Raw genomic sequence first — 13,401 nt, forward strand, 5'->3', positions numbered from 1 at the left:
CCTCCTGCGGGAAACGCGCGTCCTCGTCCACCTCCGCCGCGAACGGCGCGATCTTGGCATCCGCCAGCTCACGCACCGTCGCCCGCAGCAACTCCTGCTCCTCCGACGGCGCGTACGCGGGAAAGTCGCTCATCGTTCCTCCGGGCTGCCGGTGCTCGCGGCCGTTACTTTGACGACCAATATTTGGACGCCAAAGTAAGCGAGCCGGGCACGGCCGGTCAAGGCGCCGGCGGGCCACCGGACGGTGGCCGTCGCCACAGTCTCCCGGTCGCCGCACTCCCTCAGAGTTGCCCCAGCAGCCGCGCCAGGGCCGGGTTGTCGTTCCCGCGCCGCCACGCCAGGCTCAGCTCCACCGGAGCCGGATCGGGCGGGTCCAGCGGGCGGAACGTCAGGCCCGCGTACCGCAGCCGCGCCGCCGCCTCGGGGACGAGCGCGAGCCCCCATCCGCCGTCCACCAGCGCGAGGATGCTGTGCACCTGGCTGAGGTACTGCACGTACACCGGGGAGACGCCCGCCCGGCGGAACAGCCCGACCAGCAGCTCGTGGAAGTACCGCGCCTCGACCGGCGAGTACATGATCAGCGGCTGCCCGTCGAGGGCGTCCAGCGGCAGGGGTCCGCCGCCACGGGAGAGCGGGTGCCCGTTGGGCACGGCGGCCAGCAGCGCCTCCCGGCCGGCGGCCCGCTCCGCCAGCTCCGGCGCGGCGACGGGCGGGCGGACGAGGCCGAGGTCGAGGCCGCCCTCGGTGAGGGCCCGCACCTGGTCGCGGGTCACCATCTCGCGCAGGACGATCTCGACGTCCGGCAGCGCGGACCGCGCGGCGTCCAGCAGCCGGCCGAGCGCTGCGTAGGCGCTCGCGGCGGTGAACCCGACCGCGATCCGGCCCGCCTCCCCCGCCGACACGCGCCGCGCCGACAGGGCGGCGTGGTCGGCCTGGTGCAGCAGGCGGCGCGCCTCGTCCAGGAACGCGCGGCCCGCCGGGGTGAGCCGGACCGAGCGGTTCGTCCGGTCGAACAGCCGCACCCCCAGCTCGCTCTCCAGCAGCTGGATCTGCCGGCTCAGCGGCGGCTGCGTCATCCGCAGCCGCTCGGCGGCCCGGCCGAAGTGCAGTTCCTCGGCGACGGCGACGAAGCTCGCGAGCTGGGTGAGGGTGAACAAACGATTCCCTACGGGTATCAGTGGATCCGAAATTCGTGTTGGACCTGGATCGATCGGCCATCCTAGCCTCGGGGCATGAGCCAGCTCGCGCCCGACGAGACCGCCCGGCTGCTCGGCTCCGGGCTGCTGTCGTTCCCCGTCACCCACTTCCGCGACGACCTGTCCTTCGACGAGGACGCCTACCGCGCCAACATCGCGCGCATCGGGCACGAGGGCGTCGCGGGCCTGTTCGCCGCGGGCGGGACCGGCGAGTTCTTCTCCCTCACCCCCGCCGAGGTGGGACGGGTCGTCCGGGCGGCCGCCGCCGAGACCCCGGACGGCGTCCCGCTCGTCGCGCCCGCCGGGTACGGCACCGCCACCGCCGTCGAGATGGCCCGCGACGCCGAGCGGGCGGGCGCCGGCGGGATCCTGCTGTTCCCGCCGTACCTCACGGAGGCGCCGCAGGACGGCCTCGCCGCGCACGTCCGCGCGGTGTGCGCGGCCACCGGGCTCGGCGTGACGGTCTACAGCCGCTCCAACGCCGTCTACCAGGACGGCACCGTCGCGCGGCTGGCCGAGGAGTGCCCCAACCTCGTCGGGTTCAAGGACGGCGTCGGCGACCTGGAGCTGATGACGCGGATCCGGTCACGGCTCGGCGACCGCCTCGTCTACATCGGCGGGCTGCCGACCGCGGAGACGTTCGCGCTGCCCTACCTGGAGATGGGCGTGACGACCTACTCCTCGGCCATCTTCAACTTCGCGCCGGAGTTCGCGCTCGGGTTCTACAAGGCCGTCCGCGCCCGCGACCGGGACGAGGTGCGGCGCCGCCTCGACGGGTTCGTGCTGCCGTACTGCGAGATCCGGAACCGCGGCAAGGGGTACGCGGTCAGCATCGTCAAGGCGGGGATGCGGGCCGCCGGACGTCCCGCCGGGCCCGTCCGCCCGCCGCTGACCGACCTGACCGCCGCCGAGTTCGCCGACCTCGCGGCGCTCGTGGAGAGGGTGCTCTGACGTGCACGGCGCCGGGGCGGCGACGCTGGACCGGGTCGCCTGGGTCGAGCTGTCCTCGGTCACGCTGCCGCTCGCCGTCCCGGTCAGCGACGCGAAGGTGCTGACCGGGCGGCAGCGCCCGATGACCGAGGTCGTGTTCCTGTTCGCCGAGATCGGCACCGAGGGCGGGCACGAGGGGATCGGGTTCGGCTACGCCAAGCGGGCCGGCGGGCCCGGCCAGTTCGCGCACGCCGCCGAGATCGCGCCCGCGCTGATCGGCGAGGACCCCAGCGACATCGGACGGATCTGGACGAAGCTGGCATGGGCGGGCGCGTCCGCCGGGCGCGGCGGCCTGGCCGTCCAGGCGATCGCCGCGTTCGACGTCGCGCTGTGGGACCTGAAGGCGAAGCGGGCGGGGCTGCCGCTGGCCAAGCTGCTCGGCGCGCACCGCGACTCCGTCCGCTGCTACGACACCTCCGGCGGGTTCCTGCACGCGCCGCTGGAGGAGGTCCTCGACAACGCGTCGGCGGCGCTGGCGTCCGGGATCGGCGGGATCAAGATCAAGGTCGGGCATCCCGACCACGCGGAGGACCTGCGCCGCGTGGCCGCCGTCCGCGAGCGGCTCGGCGACGCGGTACCGCTGATGGTCGACGCGAACCAGCAGTGGGACCGGCCCGCGGCGCTGCGGATGGGCCGCGCGCTGGAGGGGTTCGGCCTCACCTGGATCGAGGAGCCGCTGGACGCCCACGACGCCGAGGGCCACGCGGACCTCGCCCGCGCGCTCGACACCCCGATCGCGACCGGCGAGATGCTGACGAGCGTCGCCGAGCACCGGGCGCTGATCGACGCGCGCGCCGCCGACGTCCTCCAGCCGGACGCGCCGCGCATCGGCGGCATCACCGAGTTCCTGAGGCTCGCCGTGCTCGCCGACCACCACCGGCTCGGGCTCGCCCCGCACTTCGCGATGGAGATCCATCTCCATCTCGCCGCCGCGTACCCGGCCGAGCCGTGGGTCGAGCACTTCGACTGGCTGGACCCGCTGTTCGACGAGCGGCTCGAGATCAGCGGCGGCCGGATGCACGTCCCGGCCCGTCCCGGGCTCGGCATCACGCTCAGCGAGCAGGCCCGCGCCTGGACGACGCGGCGGGCCCGCGCCGGCGCGCGGCCGTGAGCCGCCCCCGGTCGGCCGGCAGGGTCGACCGGACGGGTTGACCGGACAGGATTCGAACCTGCGACCCGCTGTTCGTAAGACAGCCGCTCTGCCGACTGAGCTACCGGTCATCGCCATGAGAAACGGCCGTGCGCCGTTTCCGGACGTCCCCCGGGCTGGATTCGAACCAGCGATCGCCCGCTTATCATACGGGTGCCCTCACCGGACTGGGCCACCGGGGATCGGGCCTTTCGCACGGGCGAAGGGCCGGGCTGCTGGAGCAGGATTCGAACCTGCACTTTCGTGGTTCAGAGCCATGCGTCCTTCCGTTAGACCATCCAGCATCGCGGGAACGGGTCCCGCACCGTGCCGCCCGGAGGGGTCGAACCTCCATATCCGGGGTAAGAGCCCGGAGTCCTCCCATTGAACGAGAGCGGCGCGTCCTCATCGAGCCGCACCCGGGAATCGAACCCGGTACTCCTGGGTGGAAGCCAGGTACCTCAACCATTTCGGCATGTGCGGCCGGGCGGAGCCGGCCGGCTCCGCGGTACCCCTGCCAGGACTCGAACCTGGGCTCCCGCGTTCGTAGCGCGGTGCTCTGTCCACTGAGCTACAGAGGCCTGCGCGGCCATCCGAGGAGTCGAACCTCGTCCTCCCGGTTTTCAACCGGGCGCTCATCCCCATGAGCTTGAAGGCCGTCGGGAAGCACGGACTCGAACCGCGTCTCTCCCGCTCCCAAGGCGGGCGGGGCACCGCATCCCCTTCTTCCCGTGGTCCGCGCGGGCGCGAGCCCGGCGTCACCGTGGATCGGACCGGACTCGAACCGGCAACCTCCCGCTTGCGGGGCGGGCGCTCTCCCAATTGAGCTACTGACCCGTGGATGTGCGATTCAGTTGTGGACGGCCGCGAATGCGCGCAGCACGAGCAGAACATTCGGCGAATGGAACGGTGAGCATGAAAAAGGCCGCCGGATCGTCTCCCTGGCGGCCTCCGGTGGAACCTTTCGGCCTATCCGGGGGCGCCCTGCGGGACGGCGAGACCTTGCCGCGGTCGAGCGGCGAAGGCGCGGCCCTGCGGCTGCTGCGCCTGCTTGGCGATGCCCGTTCCGATCATCTCCGCGGCTCCCTTCCGGCTCGTCCCGTGCGGTTCGTCACTCATATGGTGCGGGACGCGGAATGAATGCGCAACACCTTTTCCCCGCGAAACGCCCCGGACCCCTGGAAAGGGGCCCGGGGCGATCCCGGAATGGACGTCAGGCGCGCCGGCGGGTACGGGCCGGACGGCCCCCGCGGGAGGGGGTCAGCAGCCGGGCCAGCACCCGGAACGGCAGCGTCACGATGTCCACGATCGTTCCGAAGATGGCGCTGAGCGCTGCACTGATGCGGCGCATGGGACTCACTCCTTCACGTCGACCTGGTGAATCCCATACCCGCACATGGCGTTTTACACGGGACGCCCACCGATGATCACCGTGGCGTGGTTCTCGTCGGACCGCGCGACGGCCGCGGTGAGGCCGCCGCGGGCGACGGCGTCCAGGGCGTCCGCGGCCTGCCGTTCGGTGGTCTCGAACAGCAGGTGCCCGCCGGGCGCCAGCCACTGCGGCGCCTCGGCGGCCACGCGCCGCAGCACGTCGAGGCCGTCGGCGCCGCCGTCGAGGGCGACGAGGGGCTCGTGGGCCCGAGCCTCCGCGGGCAGCAGGCCGACCTCGCCCGTCGGGACGTAGGGGACGTTGGCCAGCAGCACGTCGACCCGTCCCCGCAGGTCGGCGGGCAGCGGGTCGAACAGGTCGCCCTCGTGGACGCGGCCGCCCGCGGGGACGACGTTGCGCCGGGCGCACCGCACCGCGGCCGGCTCGATGTCGGCGGCGTGCAGTTCGAACGCGTCCAGGCCCGCGACGAGCGCGACGCCCAGCGCACCGGAACCGCAGCACAGGTCGACGACGACCGGGTGGGGCGGCAGCAGCCGGGCCGCCCGCTCGACGAGGAACTCGGTGCGGCGGCGCGGGACGAACACGCCGGGCTCGACGGCGATCCGCAGCTCGCGGAAGGCGGCCCAGCCGACGACGTGTTCGAGAGGGAGCCCGGCGGCCCGCCGGCGGACCATCGCGGTCGCCTCCTCGGGCGTGCGGGCCGTGGAGAGGATCAGTTCCGCCTCGTCCTCGGCGAAGACGCAGCCGGCGGCGCGGAGGGCTGAGACGACGGGGCCGGGAGGCAGGAGCGGTGAAGCATGAGCGGACATGGGCGCCTTTCGGGGAGACCGGTGGGCGCTCCCCGGCCGCCTAACGGCGGGCGGCCGCGCGCGTGCGAGGCGGGAGCACCCGGACTGGACTGGCAGGAACGGGACTCACCTCCTCGGTCGCTCCGGAACGGACTCCGGAAAGGCTACCGCAGGCGGGTGCAACCTCCCCGGCCGCACCGGTGTTGCCTCAGAAAGGCAAGGAACGGACGAAGCACGGGACGGACGAAGGAGGCCCCGGATCATGGGCGGCTACGCGGACAGGGTCGCGGACGGCGACTGGGCGGCGATCGGCGCGGAGGTGGACGCCTACGGCTGCGCGCTCACCCCGCCGCTGCTGACCGGGGAGGAGTGCGCCGAGATCGCCGATCTGTACGACGACGCGGGACGGTTCCGCTCGACGATCGACATGGAGCGGTACCGCTTCGGGGCGGGCCAGTACCGGTACTTCGCCGAGCCGTTCCCCGAGCCCGTCGCCGCGCTGCGGGAGGCGCTCTATCCGCGGCTGCTGCCGATCGCCCGGGACTGGGCCGCCCGGCTCGGCCGTCCCGCGCCCTGGCCGGGGACGCTGCCCGAATGGCTCGCCCTGTGCCACCGCGCGGGCCAGCGGAAGCCCACGCCGATCCTGCTGCGCTACGGCAGGGACGACTGGAACGCGCTGCACCGCGACCTTTACGGGGACCTGGTGTTCCCGCTGCAGGTCGTGATCGGCCTGGACGAGCCTGGGGCCGACTACACCGGCGGCGAGTTCCTGATGGTCGAGCAGCGGGCGCGTGCCCAGTCGCGGGGCACCGCGACGCTCCTCCCCCGCGGCCGCGGCCTGGTCTTCACGACCCGGGACCGTCCGGTGCGGACGCGGCGCGGCTGGTCGGCGTCGCCGGTCCGGCACGGCGTCAGCGTCGTGCGGTCGGGTCGCCGGCGGACGCTCGGCCTGGTCTTCCACGACGCCGCCTGAGACCGGTCACGCGACCGGTCACCGGGACAGGTCAGGGCACCGTCCCCGAGGCGCGACAATGGAGTGCTGACCAGGACGGGGGGTCGCCCATGGTGGAGAAGAGCGCGCTGAAGGCCGACTGCGGGGCCTGCTTCGGGCTGTGCTGCGTCGCGCTGCCGTTCGCCGAGTCGGCCGATTTCGCGTTCGACAAGGAGGCGGGGCGGCCGTGCCGCAACCTGCTCGCCGACTTCCGCTGCGGCGTCCACACCGAGCTGCGGCAGCGCGGGTTCCAGGGCTGCACGGTCTTCGACTGCTTCGGCGCGGGCCAGAAGGTGTCGCAGGAGACCTTCGGCGGGCGGGACTGGCGGCAGGGCCCCGAGGTGTCGGGGCCGATGTTCCGGGTGTTCCCGGTGATGCGGCAGCTCCACGAACTCCTCTGGTACCTGGCGGAGGCGCTGGAGATGCCCGCCGCCGCGCCCGTCCACCCGGAGATCCGCACGGCGCTGGACGCGACGGACGCGCTGACCCGTGGCGCGCCCGCCGAGGTCGCCGCCGTGGACGTCGCCGCGGTGCGGGAGGAGGTCAACGTCCTGCTGCTGCGCGCCAGCGAGGAGGTCCGGGCGAAGGTCCCGGGCCGCAAGCGGAACCACCGCGGCGCCGACCTCATCGGCGCCCGGCTGAAGGGCGCCGACCTGCGCGGGGCGAACCTGCGCGGCGCCTACCTGATCGCGGCCGACCTGCGGAGGGCCGACCTCCGCGACGCCGACCTGATCGGCGCGGACCTGCGGGACGCCGACCTGTCCGGCGCTGACCTGACCGGCGCGCTGTTCCTCACCCAGGCGCAGGCCGACGCGGCGCGGGGCGACGCCGCGACCCGGCTGCCGGACGCGCTCACCGCCCCGGCCCGCTGGACGTCCGCGCCGGTCTGACCCCGTCGCCCCCGATGCCCGCATGATCTTGTTTAGTCCCCGTTCGAGGGGGCATTTCCGCAGCGCACGGCATCGGGGGGGCCATGTGGCGCGGGTGAGATGGTGGGGCACGGGGCTCGTGGTCCTGGTGCTGCTGATCCTCGGCCTCGTGCTGCCCCTCGTCGACAAGGCGCTCGGCAGCGGCGGCACCGCGCTGGCGGCGGGCACGGTCATCGCCGTCGGCACCGAGCGGGCGGGCGCCCGCCCGGTGACGTTCACGGTCCCCGCCGCCGGATGGGCGCTGGACGAGGCGCGGTCGTCGCTGACCAGCAACGCCGAGGTGACCCGCGGCGAGGTCAGGGTCGACCTGAACCTCGTGATCCCGCTGGGGTCGCTGGACAACCGGCGGCTGTGGGACGGGCTCGGCCGGATCGTCGCGATGGGCGGGGGGCGGCTGCCCGGCGGCCCGTCGGCCGTCACCACCAGGCACGGGACGGCCGGGCTGACCGGCCCGCTCGCCGGGCACGGCAAGATCGGCTCGGCCACCGTGTTCACCAAGAGCGACCTCGGTGCGACGGTCACCGCGTCCGGCCCGCCGGACGCCTACGGGCGCCTGGCGGGCGAGGTGCGGGCGATGGTCCTCAGCGTCGAGATCTCGCCATGACGCGCCGTCCCGCGTTCTGGCTCTGGGCGGTGATGTGCCCGCTCGGGCTCTGGATCGCGGTGCGCGCCATGGACGCGCAGATCGGTGAGTTCCCGGCGGGCGCGGTGGCCGGGCTCGTCCTGATGGCGCCGGTGCTCGCGGCCGGGGTGTGGGGGCTGCGGCGGCTGCATCCGGTCCGGCCGCGCCCGCTCGGGTACGCGCTGATCGCGGTCGCGTGGGGCGGGCTGGCCGCGTTCGGCACCGCGCTGCCCGCCAACGCCGCGTTCCAGGCGATCATCGCCAAGACCGCGGGAGCGGAGTTCAACGCCGACTGGGGCGCGTCGATCGCCGCGCCGGTCGACGAGGAGCTGCTGAAGCTCGCCGGGGTGGCGGTGCTGGCGCTGATGGCGCCGTGCGCCGTGCGCGGGCCCCTCGACGGCTGGGGCTACGGCGCGCTCGCCGGGTTCGGGTTCCAGATCGCCGAGGACTTCCTGTACGTGCTGAACACGATCGTGCTGACCGGCGGGACGCAGGACGCGAACGCGGCGTTCTTCACCTTCGGCGGCCGGGTGGTCGGCGGCGCCTGGTGGAGCCACTGGGCGATGACCGCGGTCGGCGGCGCCGGCCTCGGCTGCCTGCTCGGCCGGGCGTCCCGGGCCACCGCCGCGCTCGCGTTCGCCTCGCTGCTGCTCGCGATGGCCCTGCACGCGTGGTGGGACTCCCCGCTGCTGCCGGGCGCGGCGCTGCTGCCGGTGAAGGGCGCGCCGATCCTGCTGGCGGCGGTCGTCACGTACCGGCTGGCGCGGCGGCACTACCTCGTCCGGTTCCGGCGGGCGGCGCGCGCGGAGACCGCGCGGGGCGTGCTCCTGCCGGGCGAGGACCGGGTGCTGGCCTTCCGCAAGTGGCGCCGCAAGGAGCGGTGGGACGTGCCGGGCGGGGAGCCGCGGCGCCTGCTCACCCGGCTGCGGACCGCCGAACTCGACCTGCTCGAGGACGGGTTCGGCGGCCTCGAACCGGACCCGGAGGCGGCGGACCGGCTCCGCGCGGAGATCACCGTCCTGCGGCGCCGACTGGAGGCGGCCCGCGCGGGGCCGCCGCGTCCGGGCGCCGGCACGTCCCGTCCGGGCGCCGTCCCTCCGGGCTCCCGTCCCGACAGCGCCCGTCCCGACAGCGCCTGACCGGACGGCGCCTGACCGGACGGCGCCCGGCCGTCAGGCCGTGCGCCGCCGGACGGACGCCGCCGCGAGCGCGGCCGCGCACACGGCGGCGGCGACGAACAGGGCCACGGCGGCCTGGCCGCTCCGGTGCCCGACGGCCGCGAACGCGCCCATGATCGCGACGCCGAGGGTGGCGCCGAGTTGGCGGACCGCGTTGAGCAGTCCTCCGGCGGCTCCCGCGGTGCCGTCGGGCGCCGCCGTGACGACCAGGGTCGCCAGCGCCGGAAGCGCGAACGAGACGCCGAAGCCGGTGCACACCAGGCCCGCGAGCAGCGCCGGGTAGGACGCGCCCGCGGCCATGACGGCGCCGAGCAGCACGCCGCCGGCGGTGAGCAGGCCGAGCCCGGCGAGGACGGGCGGGCGCGGCCCGGTCCTCGCCACGATCCGGCCGGTGAGCAGCGGGTTGAACGCGAACGGCAGGGTCATCGGCAGGAACGCGAGGCCGGTCCGCAGCGCCGACATCCCGAGCGTCTCCTGGAAGACCAGCGGCAGCACGAACAGCACCCCGGTCATCACGAAGTTGACCGCCGCGCCCGCGACCAGCGACCCCGGCATGCCGGGCGCGCGCAGGACCGCCGGGACCAGCACGGGCGCCGCGCTCCGCCGCTCCAGGACCGCGAACGCGGCCGCCGCGGCGACCGTCCCGGCAGCCGAGCAGGCCGCGTGGACGGCGGCGCCGGAGCCGAGCGCGATGAGCGCGTCGGTGAACAGGCCGAGCGTCGCGCACGCGACGGCCTGGGCGGGCCAGTCGATGGTGCGGTCGCCGCGCGGGCAGCGCACCCGGGGCCCCGCGACGAGGGCGAGGACGAGGACGGCGAGCGGCACGTTGATCAGGAAGATCGCCCGCCAGCCGGCGAGCCCGACGAGGGCGCCGCCGGCGATCGGCCCGGCGGCGAGCGCAGCGCCGCTGGTGGCCGCCCAGGCCGCCACGGCCTTCGCGCGCTCGGCCGGCACCGGGTAGAGCCGGCTGATCATCGCCATCGAGGCGGGCACGCACGCCGCGGCGGCGGCGCCCAGCACGGCCCGCAGCGCGACCAGCGTCCACAGGTCCGGCGCCAGCGAGCTGAGCAGCGACGCGGCGCCGAACACGGCGATGCCGGCGCGGAACGCGCGGTGCGCGCCGTACCGGTCGGCGACCGCGCCGGCCGACAGCAGCAGCGCGCCGAACACGACGGTGTAGCCGGTGACGGCCCATTGCAGGCCCGCGACCGTCCCGTGCAGGGAGCGGGCGAGGTCGGGCTCGGCCACCGACAGGACGGTGGTGTCGAGCAGCACCATGAAGTAGCCGAGGGATATGCCGAACAGGGCGGGGCGGCGCCGCGCGCCGGGCGCCGCCACCGGGTCCGGGGAGAGAACCGTGCTCATGACGCCCCAGTCTCGGCACCGAGGGTCCGGGGCTCCACCGGCCCGCCCGCACGCCGCGTTCGGAATATCCGAACGCTCCGCGCGGGTTGCCGTGGCATGGAACTGCGCCAGCTGCGGACCTTCGAGGCCGTCATCGAGCACGGCACCGTCACCGACGCCGCGAACGCGCTCGGCCTCGCGCCGTCGTCGGTGTCGGAGCAGATCCGGACGCTGGAGCGGTCCCTCGGCGTCGAGCTGTTCGACCGCGGCCCGAAGGGGATGCGGCTGACGGCGGCGGGCGAGCGGATGCGCTGCTGGGCCGGGCGGCTGCTGGGGCAGGCCGAGCAGGCGCGCCGCGAGGTCGCGGGCGGGCCCCCGGTGGTGCGGCTCGGCGCGCTGGAGACGATCGCGGCGACGCACGTGCCCTCGGTGCTGGCGCGGGTCGCCGAGCGGCGGCCCGGCCTGCGCGTGGAGGTCCGCGCGGACGCCGCCCGCGACCAGCTGCTCGGGGCCGTCGCGGCCGGCGACCTGGAGGCCGCGCTGCTGCTGGACGCCGGCACCGGGCTCGGCGACCTCGGCTTCGCCCCGCCGCCCGCGCCGCTCGGCTTCGTCGACGTGGAGCCGGTCCCGCTCGCGCTGGTCGCCGCGCCCGGCCACCCGCTCGCCGCCGCGCCGCGGGTGACCGCCGCCGACCTGGCGGGCGAGCGGCTGCTGGTGAACGTGCCGGCCTGCTCGTTCTGGCTGGCCGGCGAGCGGGTCATCGGGCCCGGCGTCGAGCGGGTGCGGGCGGGCAGCGTGACGGTCATGGCGTCCTGGGCGGAGCGGGGGCTCGGGATCGCACTGCTGCCGGAGTTCGCCGTCCGGGACCGGCTCGATTCCGGCGTCCTCGCCCGCATCGCGCTCGACGCGCCGGACCTCAGCCTCCGCCTGGTGTGGCGCACCGACCGGGAGACGATGCCCGGCCTGCGCGAGGTGCTGTACGCGGCGAGCGCCTGACGGCCCGGCGCCGCCGGAGGTCAGGGGGCGCGCGCCGTCAGCATGCTCGCGGAGTTCGCGGTGACGATGACCAGGATCGCGAGCCACTGCGTCCAGTGCAGCGCCTGCCCGAGGACGACCAGGCCCGCCACCGCCGCCAGCACCGGGTTCAGGCTCATGAACACGCCGAAGAACCGCGCCGGGACGCGGCGCAGCGCCAGCAGGTCGGCGAGGAACGGGACGGCCGACGACAGCACGCCCGCCGCGCCCGCGCAGGCCAGCGCCCCCGCCGTCGGCGGATGCCGGACGAGGACGAACGCCCCGATCGGGACGAACGCGAGCCCGGACAGCGCCGCCGCGGCGGCCGGCCCCTCGGCCCCCGGCAGCGTGCGCCCGATACTCCGGTTGAGCAGGATGTATCCGGCCCAGCAGCAGGCGGCGAGCAGCCCGAGGCCGATGCCGAGGTAGTCCGATGTGGCCCGCGGCCGGGTCAGTACGACGACCGCGGCGGCCACGGCGGCGGCGCACGCCAGGTCGGCGCGGCGGCGCGAGCTCGCCAGCGCGACGGACAGCGGCCCGAGGAACTCCAAGGTGACGGCCAGGCCGAGGCCCACCCGCCCGACCGCGGTGTAGAGCGACAGGTTCATCGTGGCGAAGACGGCCGCGAGCGCCAGCACCGGCCGCCACTGCGCGGCCGTGAAGGAGCGCAGCCGGGGACGCCCGACCGCGAGCAGGACGGCCGCCGCGACCCACTGCCGCACCGCCACCACCCCGGCGGGCCCGATGACCGGGAACGCCAGCGCGCCCACCGCCGCGCCGGTCTGGTTGGACGCGGCGCTGCCCAGCATCATCGCGACCCCCGCGAGGCGGCCGCGCGCGCCCCTGGCCTCCACGTCCCGCCGCGGTTCCGCCCTGGTCTCCACCGAGCCGCCGGTCTCCATGCCCCGAGCATGCGGCGGCCCGTCAGTTGCGCAAAATGCATGCGAGAGGCCATCTATACGCTGGAGTCATGGATGTGGAGCTCCGGCAGCTGAGGGTCCTCGTCGCCATCGCGGACGCGGGCACGTTCACCGACGCCGCGATCGAGCTCGGCGTCTCGCAGGCGGCCGTGTCGCGGACCGTCGCGTCCCTGGAACGGGCCCTCGACGTCCGGCTGCTGCGCCGCACCAGCCGCAGCGTGACCCCGACCGCCACCGGCGTCCGCGTCCTCGCGCGGGCGCGACGGCTGCTCGCCGAGGCCGACGACCTGGTGGCGGAGGCGACGAGCGGGCACGCCCGGCTGCGGATCGGGTACGCGTGGTCCGCGATGGGCCGGCACACCGTCGCCTTCCAGCGGCTCTGGCCGCGCCGCTGGCCCCACGTCGACCTGCGGCTCGTCCGCACCAACACCGCCACGGGCGGGCTCGCCGAAGGCGCCTGCGACATCGCCGTGGTGCGCGTCGCCCCCGACCCGCGCCGCTTCGACTCCGTGGTCGTCGGCCTCGAACCCCGGTACTGCGCGATGGCGGCGGACGACCCGTGGGCCCGGCGCCGCTCGATCCGGCTGGCCGACATCGCCGAGCGCACCCTGCTCGTCGACCGCCGCACCGGCACCACCACCGTGGACCTGTGGCCGCCCGGCACCCGCCCCGCGACCCGGCACACCGCCGACATCGACGACTGGCTCGCCGCCGTCGCGGCCGGCGGCTGCGTCGGCGTCACCGCCCGCAGCACCGTCGACCAGTACCGGCGGCCCGGCGTCGCCTACCGGCCGCTGCGCGACGCCGCGCCCATCGCCGTCCGCCTCGCGTGGTGGCACGACGACCCGCACCCCGCCGCCCGGCACGCCGTCGAGCTGCTCACCGAGCTGTACCGGGACGGCTGAGCGCC

General features: G+C 75.3%; 14 protein-coding genes and 9 tRNA genes. 8 read left to right on the forward strand and 15 right to left on the reverse strand.

Features of this window, described 5'->3' with window-relative positions:
- Both J4557_RS51380 and J4557_RS45530 read right to left on the reverse strand, forming a co-directional pair.
- On the reverse strand, nucleotides 1-133 hold a 133-nt coding region (locus J4557_RS51380), incomplete at its 3' end, for an acyl-CoA dehydrogenase family protein (RefSeq protein WP_208273668.1).
- 148 nt (nucleotides 134-281) lie between these two features.
- Nucleotides 282-1,157 (reverse strand): LysR family transcriptional regulator, encoded by an 876-nt coding sequence (locus J4557_RS45530; protein ID WP_208273574.1) that lies wholly within the window; start codon nucleotides 1,155-1,157, stop codon nucleotides 282-284.
- 75 nt (nucleotides 1,158-1,232) lie between these two features.
- On the opposite strand from J4557_RS45530, the gene kdgD reads away from it, so the two are divergent.
- On the forward strand, nucleotides 1,233-2,147 hold the full coding sequence (gene kdgD / locus J4557_RS45535) for a 5-dehydro-4-deoxyglucarate dehydratase (protein WP_208273576.1): 915 nt from the start codon (nucleotides 1,233-1,235) through the stop codon (nucleotides 2,145-2,147).
- 1 nt (nucleotide 2,148) lies between these two features.
- A complete protein-coding gene (locus J4557_RS45540) occupies nucleotides 2,149-3,297 on the forward strand; it encodes an L-talarate/galactarate dehydratase (protein ID WP_208273578.1) in 1,149 nt (382 codons plus the stop codon).
- A gap of 37 nt (nucleotides 3,298-3,334) precedes the next feature.
- On the opposite strand, the gene J4557_RS45545 is transcribed toward J4557_RS45540, so the two are convergent.
- From J4557_RS45545 to J4557_RS45595, 11 genes are all read right to left on the reverse strand, one after another.
- Nucleotides 3,335-3,407, reverse strand: a tRNA-Val gene (locus tag J4557_RS45545).
- Nucleotides 3,408-3,443: 36 nt separating this feature from the next.
- A tRNA-Ile gene (locus J4557_RS45550) sits at nucleotides 3,444-3,518 on the reverse strand.
- Between the two features lie 30 nt (nucleotides 3,519-3,548).
- A tRNA-Gln gene (locus J4557_RS45555) sits at nucleotides 3,549-3,620 on the reverse strand.
- Nucleotides 3,621-3,643: 23 nt separating this feature from the next.
- A tRNA-Lys gene (locus J4557_RS45560) sits at nucleotides 3,644-3,714 on the reverse strand.
- Nucleotides 3,715-3,726: 12 nt separating this feature from the next.
- Nucleotides 3,727-3,799 (reverse strand) — tRNA-Gly (locus tag J4557_RS45565).
- A gap of 25 nt (nucleotides 3,800-3,824) precedes the next feature.
- A tRNA-Arg gene (locus J4557_RS45570) sits at nucleotides 3,825-3,896 on the reverse strand.
- 5 nt (nucleotides 3,897-3,901) lie between these two features.
- Nucleotides 3,902-3,973, reverse strand: a tRNA-Phe gene (locus tag J4557_RS45575).
- Nucleotide 3,974: 1 nt separating this feature from the next.
- Nucleotides 3,975-4,047 (reverse strand) — tRNA-Pro (locus tag J4557_RS45580).
- A 32-nt stretch (nucleotides 4,048-4,079) separates the two neighbouring features.
- Nucleotides 4,080-4,152: transfer RNA gene (locus J4557_RS45585), tRNA-Ala, on the reverse strand.
- Nucleotides 4,153-4,528: 376 nt separating this feature from the next.
- A complete protein-coding gene (locus J4557_RS45590) occupies nucleotides 4,529-4,666 on the reverse strand; it encodes an LPFR motif small protein (protein WP_190868011.1) in 138 nt (45 codons plus the stop codon).
- A 53-nt stretch (nucleotides 4,667-4,719) separates the two neighbouring features.
- Entirely contained in the window at nucleotides 4,720-5,514 is a 795-nt protein-coding gene (locus J4557_RS45595; protein WP_208273580.1) for a putative protein N(5)-glutamine methyltransferase, read from the reverse strand.
- Between the two features lie 241 nt (nucleotides 5,515-5,755).
- On the opposite strand from J4557_RS45595, the gene J4557_RS45600 reads away from it, so the two are divergent.
- From J4557_RS45600 to J4557_RS45615, 4 genes are all read left to right on the forward strand, one after another.
- Complete coding sequence (locus J4557_RS45600; RefSeq protein WP_208273582.1) at nucleotides 5,756-6,466, forward strand: 2OG-Fe(II) oxygenase; 711 nt, start codon at nucleotides 5,756-5,758, stop codon at nucleotides 6,464-6,466.
- A gap of 89 nt (nucleotides 6,467-6,555) precedes the next feature.
- Entirely contained in the window at nucleotides 6,556-7,374 is an 819-nt protein-coding gene (locus J4557_RS45605) for a pentapeptide repeat-containing protein (protein ID WP_208273584.1), read from the forward strand.
- A gap of 85 nt (nucleotides 7,375-7,459) precedes the next feature.
- Nucleotides 7,460-8,017: a hypothetical protein gene (locus J4557_RS45610; RefSeq protein ID WP_208273586.1), complete on the forward strand. Its 558-nt coding sequence runs from the start codon at nucleotides 7,460-7,462 to the stop codon at nucleotides 8,015-8,017.
- Nucleotides 8,014-9,174: a PrsW family glutamic-type intramembrane protease gene (locus J4557_RS45615; protein WP_208273588.1), complete on the forward strand. Its 1,161-nt coding sequence runs from the start codon at nucleotides 8,014-8,016 to the stop codon at nucleotides 9,172-9,174. Before J4557_RS45610 ends, J4557_RS45615 begins: the two co-directional genes overlap by 4 nt.
- A gap of 33 nt (nucleotides 9,175-9,207) precedes the next feature.
- On the opposite strand, the gene J4557_RS45620 is transcribed toward J4557_RS45615, so the two are convergent.
- The gene (locus J4557_RS45620; RefSeq protein WP_208273590.1) at nucleotides 9,208-10,578 is read right to left on the reverse strand and encodes an MFS transporter; all 1,371 of its coding nucleotides are present in this window, start codon (nucleotides 10,576-10,578) and stop codon (nucleotides 9,208-9,210) included.
- A 96-nt stretch (nucleotides 10,579-10,674) separates the two neighbouring features.
- Between J4557_RS45620 and J4557_RS45625 the strand changes: the two genes are divergently transcribed.
- Complete coding sequence (locus tag J4557_RS45625) at nucleotides 10,675-11,553, forward strand: LysR family transcriptional regulator (RefSeq protein ID WP_208273592.1); 879 nt, start codon at nucleotides 10,675-10,677, stop codon at nucleotides 11,551-11,553.
- A gap of 20 nt (nucleotides 11,554-11,573) precedes the next feature.
- Here the strand turns inward: J4557_RS45625 and J4557_RS45630 are convergent, their stop codons facing one another.
- On the reverse strand, nucleotides 11,574-12,473 hold the full coding sequence (locus J4557_RS45630) for an EamA family transporter (RefSeq protein ID WP_208273594.1): 900 nt from the start codon (nucleotides 12,471-12,473) through the stop codon (nucleotides 11,574-11,576).
- A gap of 68 nt (nucleotides 12,474-12,541) precedes the next feature.
- Here J4557_RS45630 and J4557_RS45635 point away from each other — a divergent pair, with 68 nt between their 5' ends.
- On the forward strand, nucleotides 12,542-13,396 hold the full coding sequence (locus J4557_RS45635) for a LysR family transcriptional regulator (RefSeq protein ID WP_208273596.1): 855 nt from the start codon (nucleotides 12,542-12,544) through the stop codon (nucleotides 13,394-13,396).
- Nucleotides 13,397-13,401: the final 5 nt, after the last annotated feature.

The sequence above is a fragment of the Actinomadura nitritigenes genome (assembly GCF_017573545.1).
Lineage (GTDB): Bacteria > Actinomycetota > Actinomycetes > Streptosporangiales > Streptosporangiaceae > Spirillospora > Spirillospora nitritigenes.

Bases quoted from the DNA above. Each gene is read 5' to 3' on its own strand.
- J4557_RS45595 (WP_208273580.1), bottom strand. From the start codon at position 5,514: ATGTCCGCTCATGCTTCACCGCTCCTGCCTCCCGGCCCCGTCGTCTCA.
- J4557_RS45590 (WP_190868011.1), bottom strand. From the start codon at position 4,666: ATGCGCCGCATCAGTGCAGCGCTCAGCGCCATCTTCGGAACGATCGTG.
- J4557_RS45630 (WP_208273594.1), bottom strand. From the start codon at position 12,473: ATGGAGACCGGCGGCTCGGTGGAGACCAGGGCGGAACCGCGGCGGGAC.
- J4557_RS45600 (WP_208273582.1), top strand. From the start codon at position 5,756: ATGGGCGGCTACGCGGACAGGGTCGCGGACGGCGACTGGGCGGCGATC.
- J4557_RS45625 (WP_208273592.1), top strand. From the start codon at position 10,675: ATGGAACTGCGCCAGCTGCGGACCTTCGAGGCCGTCATCGAGCACGGC.
- J4557_RS45615 (WP_208273588.1), top strand. From the start codon at position 8,014: ATGACGCGCCGTCCCGCGTTCTGGCTCTGGGCGGTGATGTGCCCGCTC.
- J4557_RS45605 (WP_208273584.1), top strand. From the start codon at position 6,556: ATGGTGGAGAAGAGCGCGCTGAAGGCCGACTGCGGGGCCTGCTTCGGG.
- kdgD (WP_208273576.1), top strand. From the start codon at position 1,233: ATGAGCCAGCTCGCGCCCGACGAGACCGCCCGGCTGCTCGGCTCCGGG.
- J4557_RS45635 (WP_208273596.1), top strand. From the start codon at position 12,542: ATGGATGTGGAGCTCCGGCAGCTGAGGGTCCTCGTCGCCATCGCGGAC.
- J4557_RS45620 (WP_208273590.1), bottom strand. From the start codon at position 10,578: ATGAGCACGGTTCTCTCCCCGGACCCGGTGGCGGCGCCCGGCGCGCGG.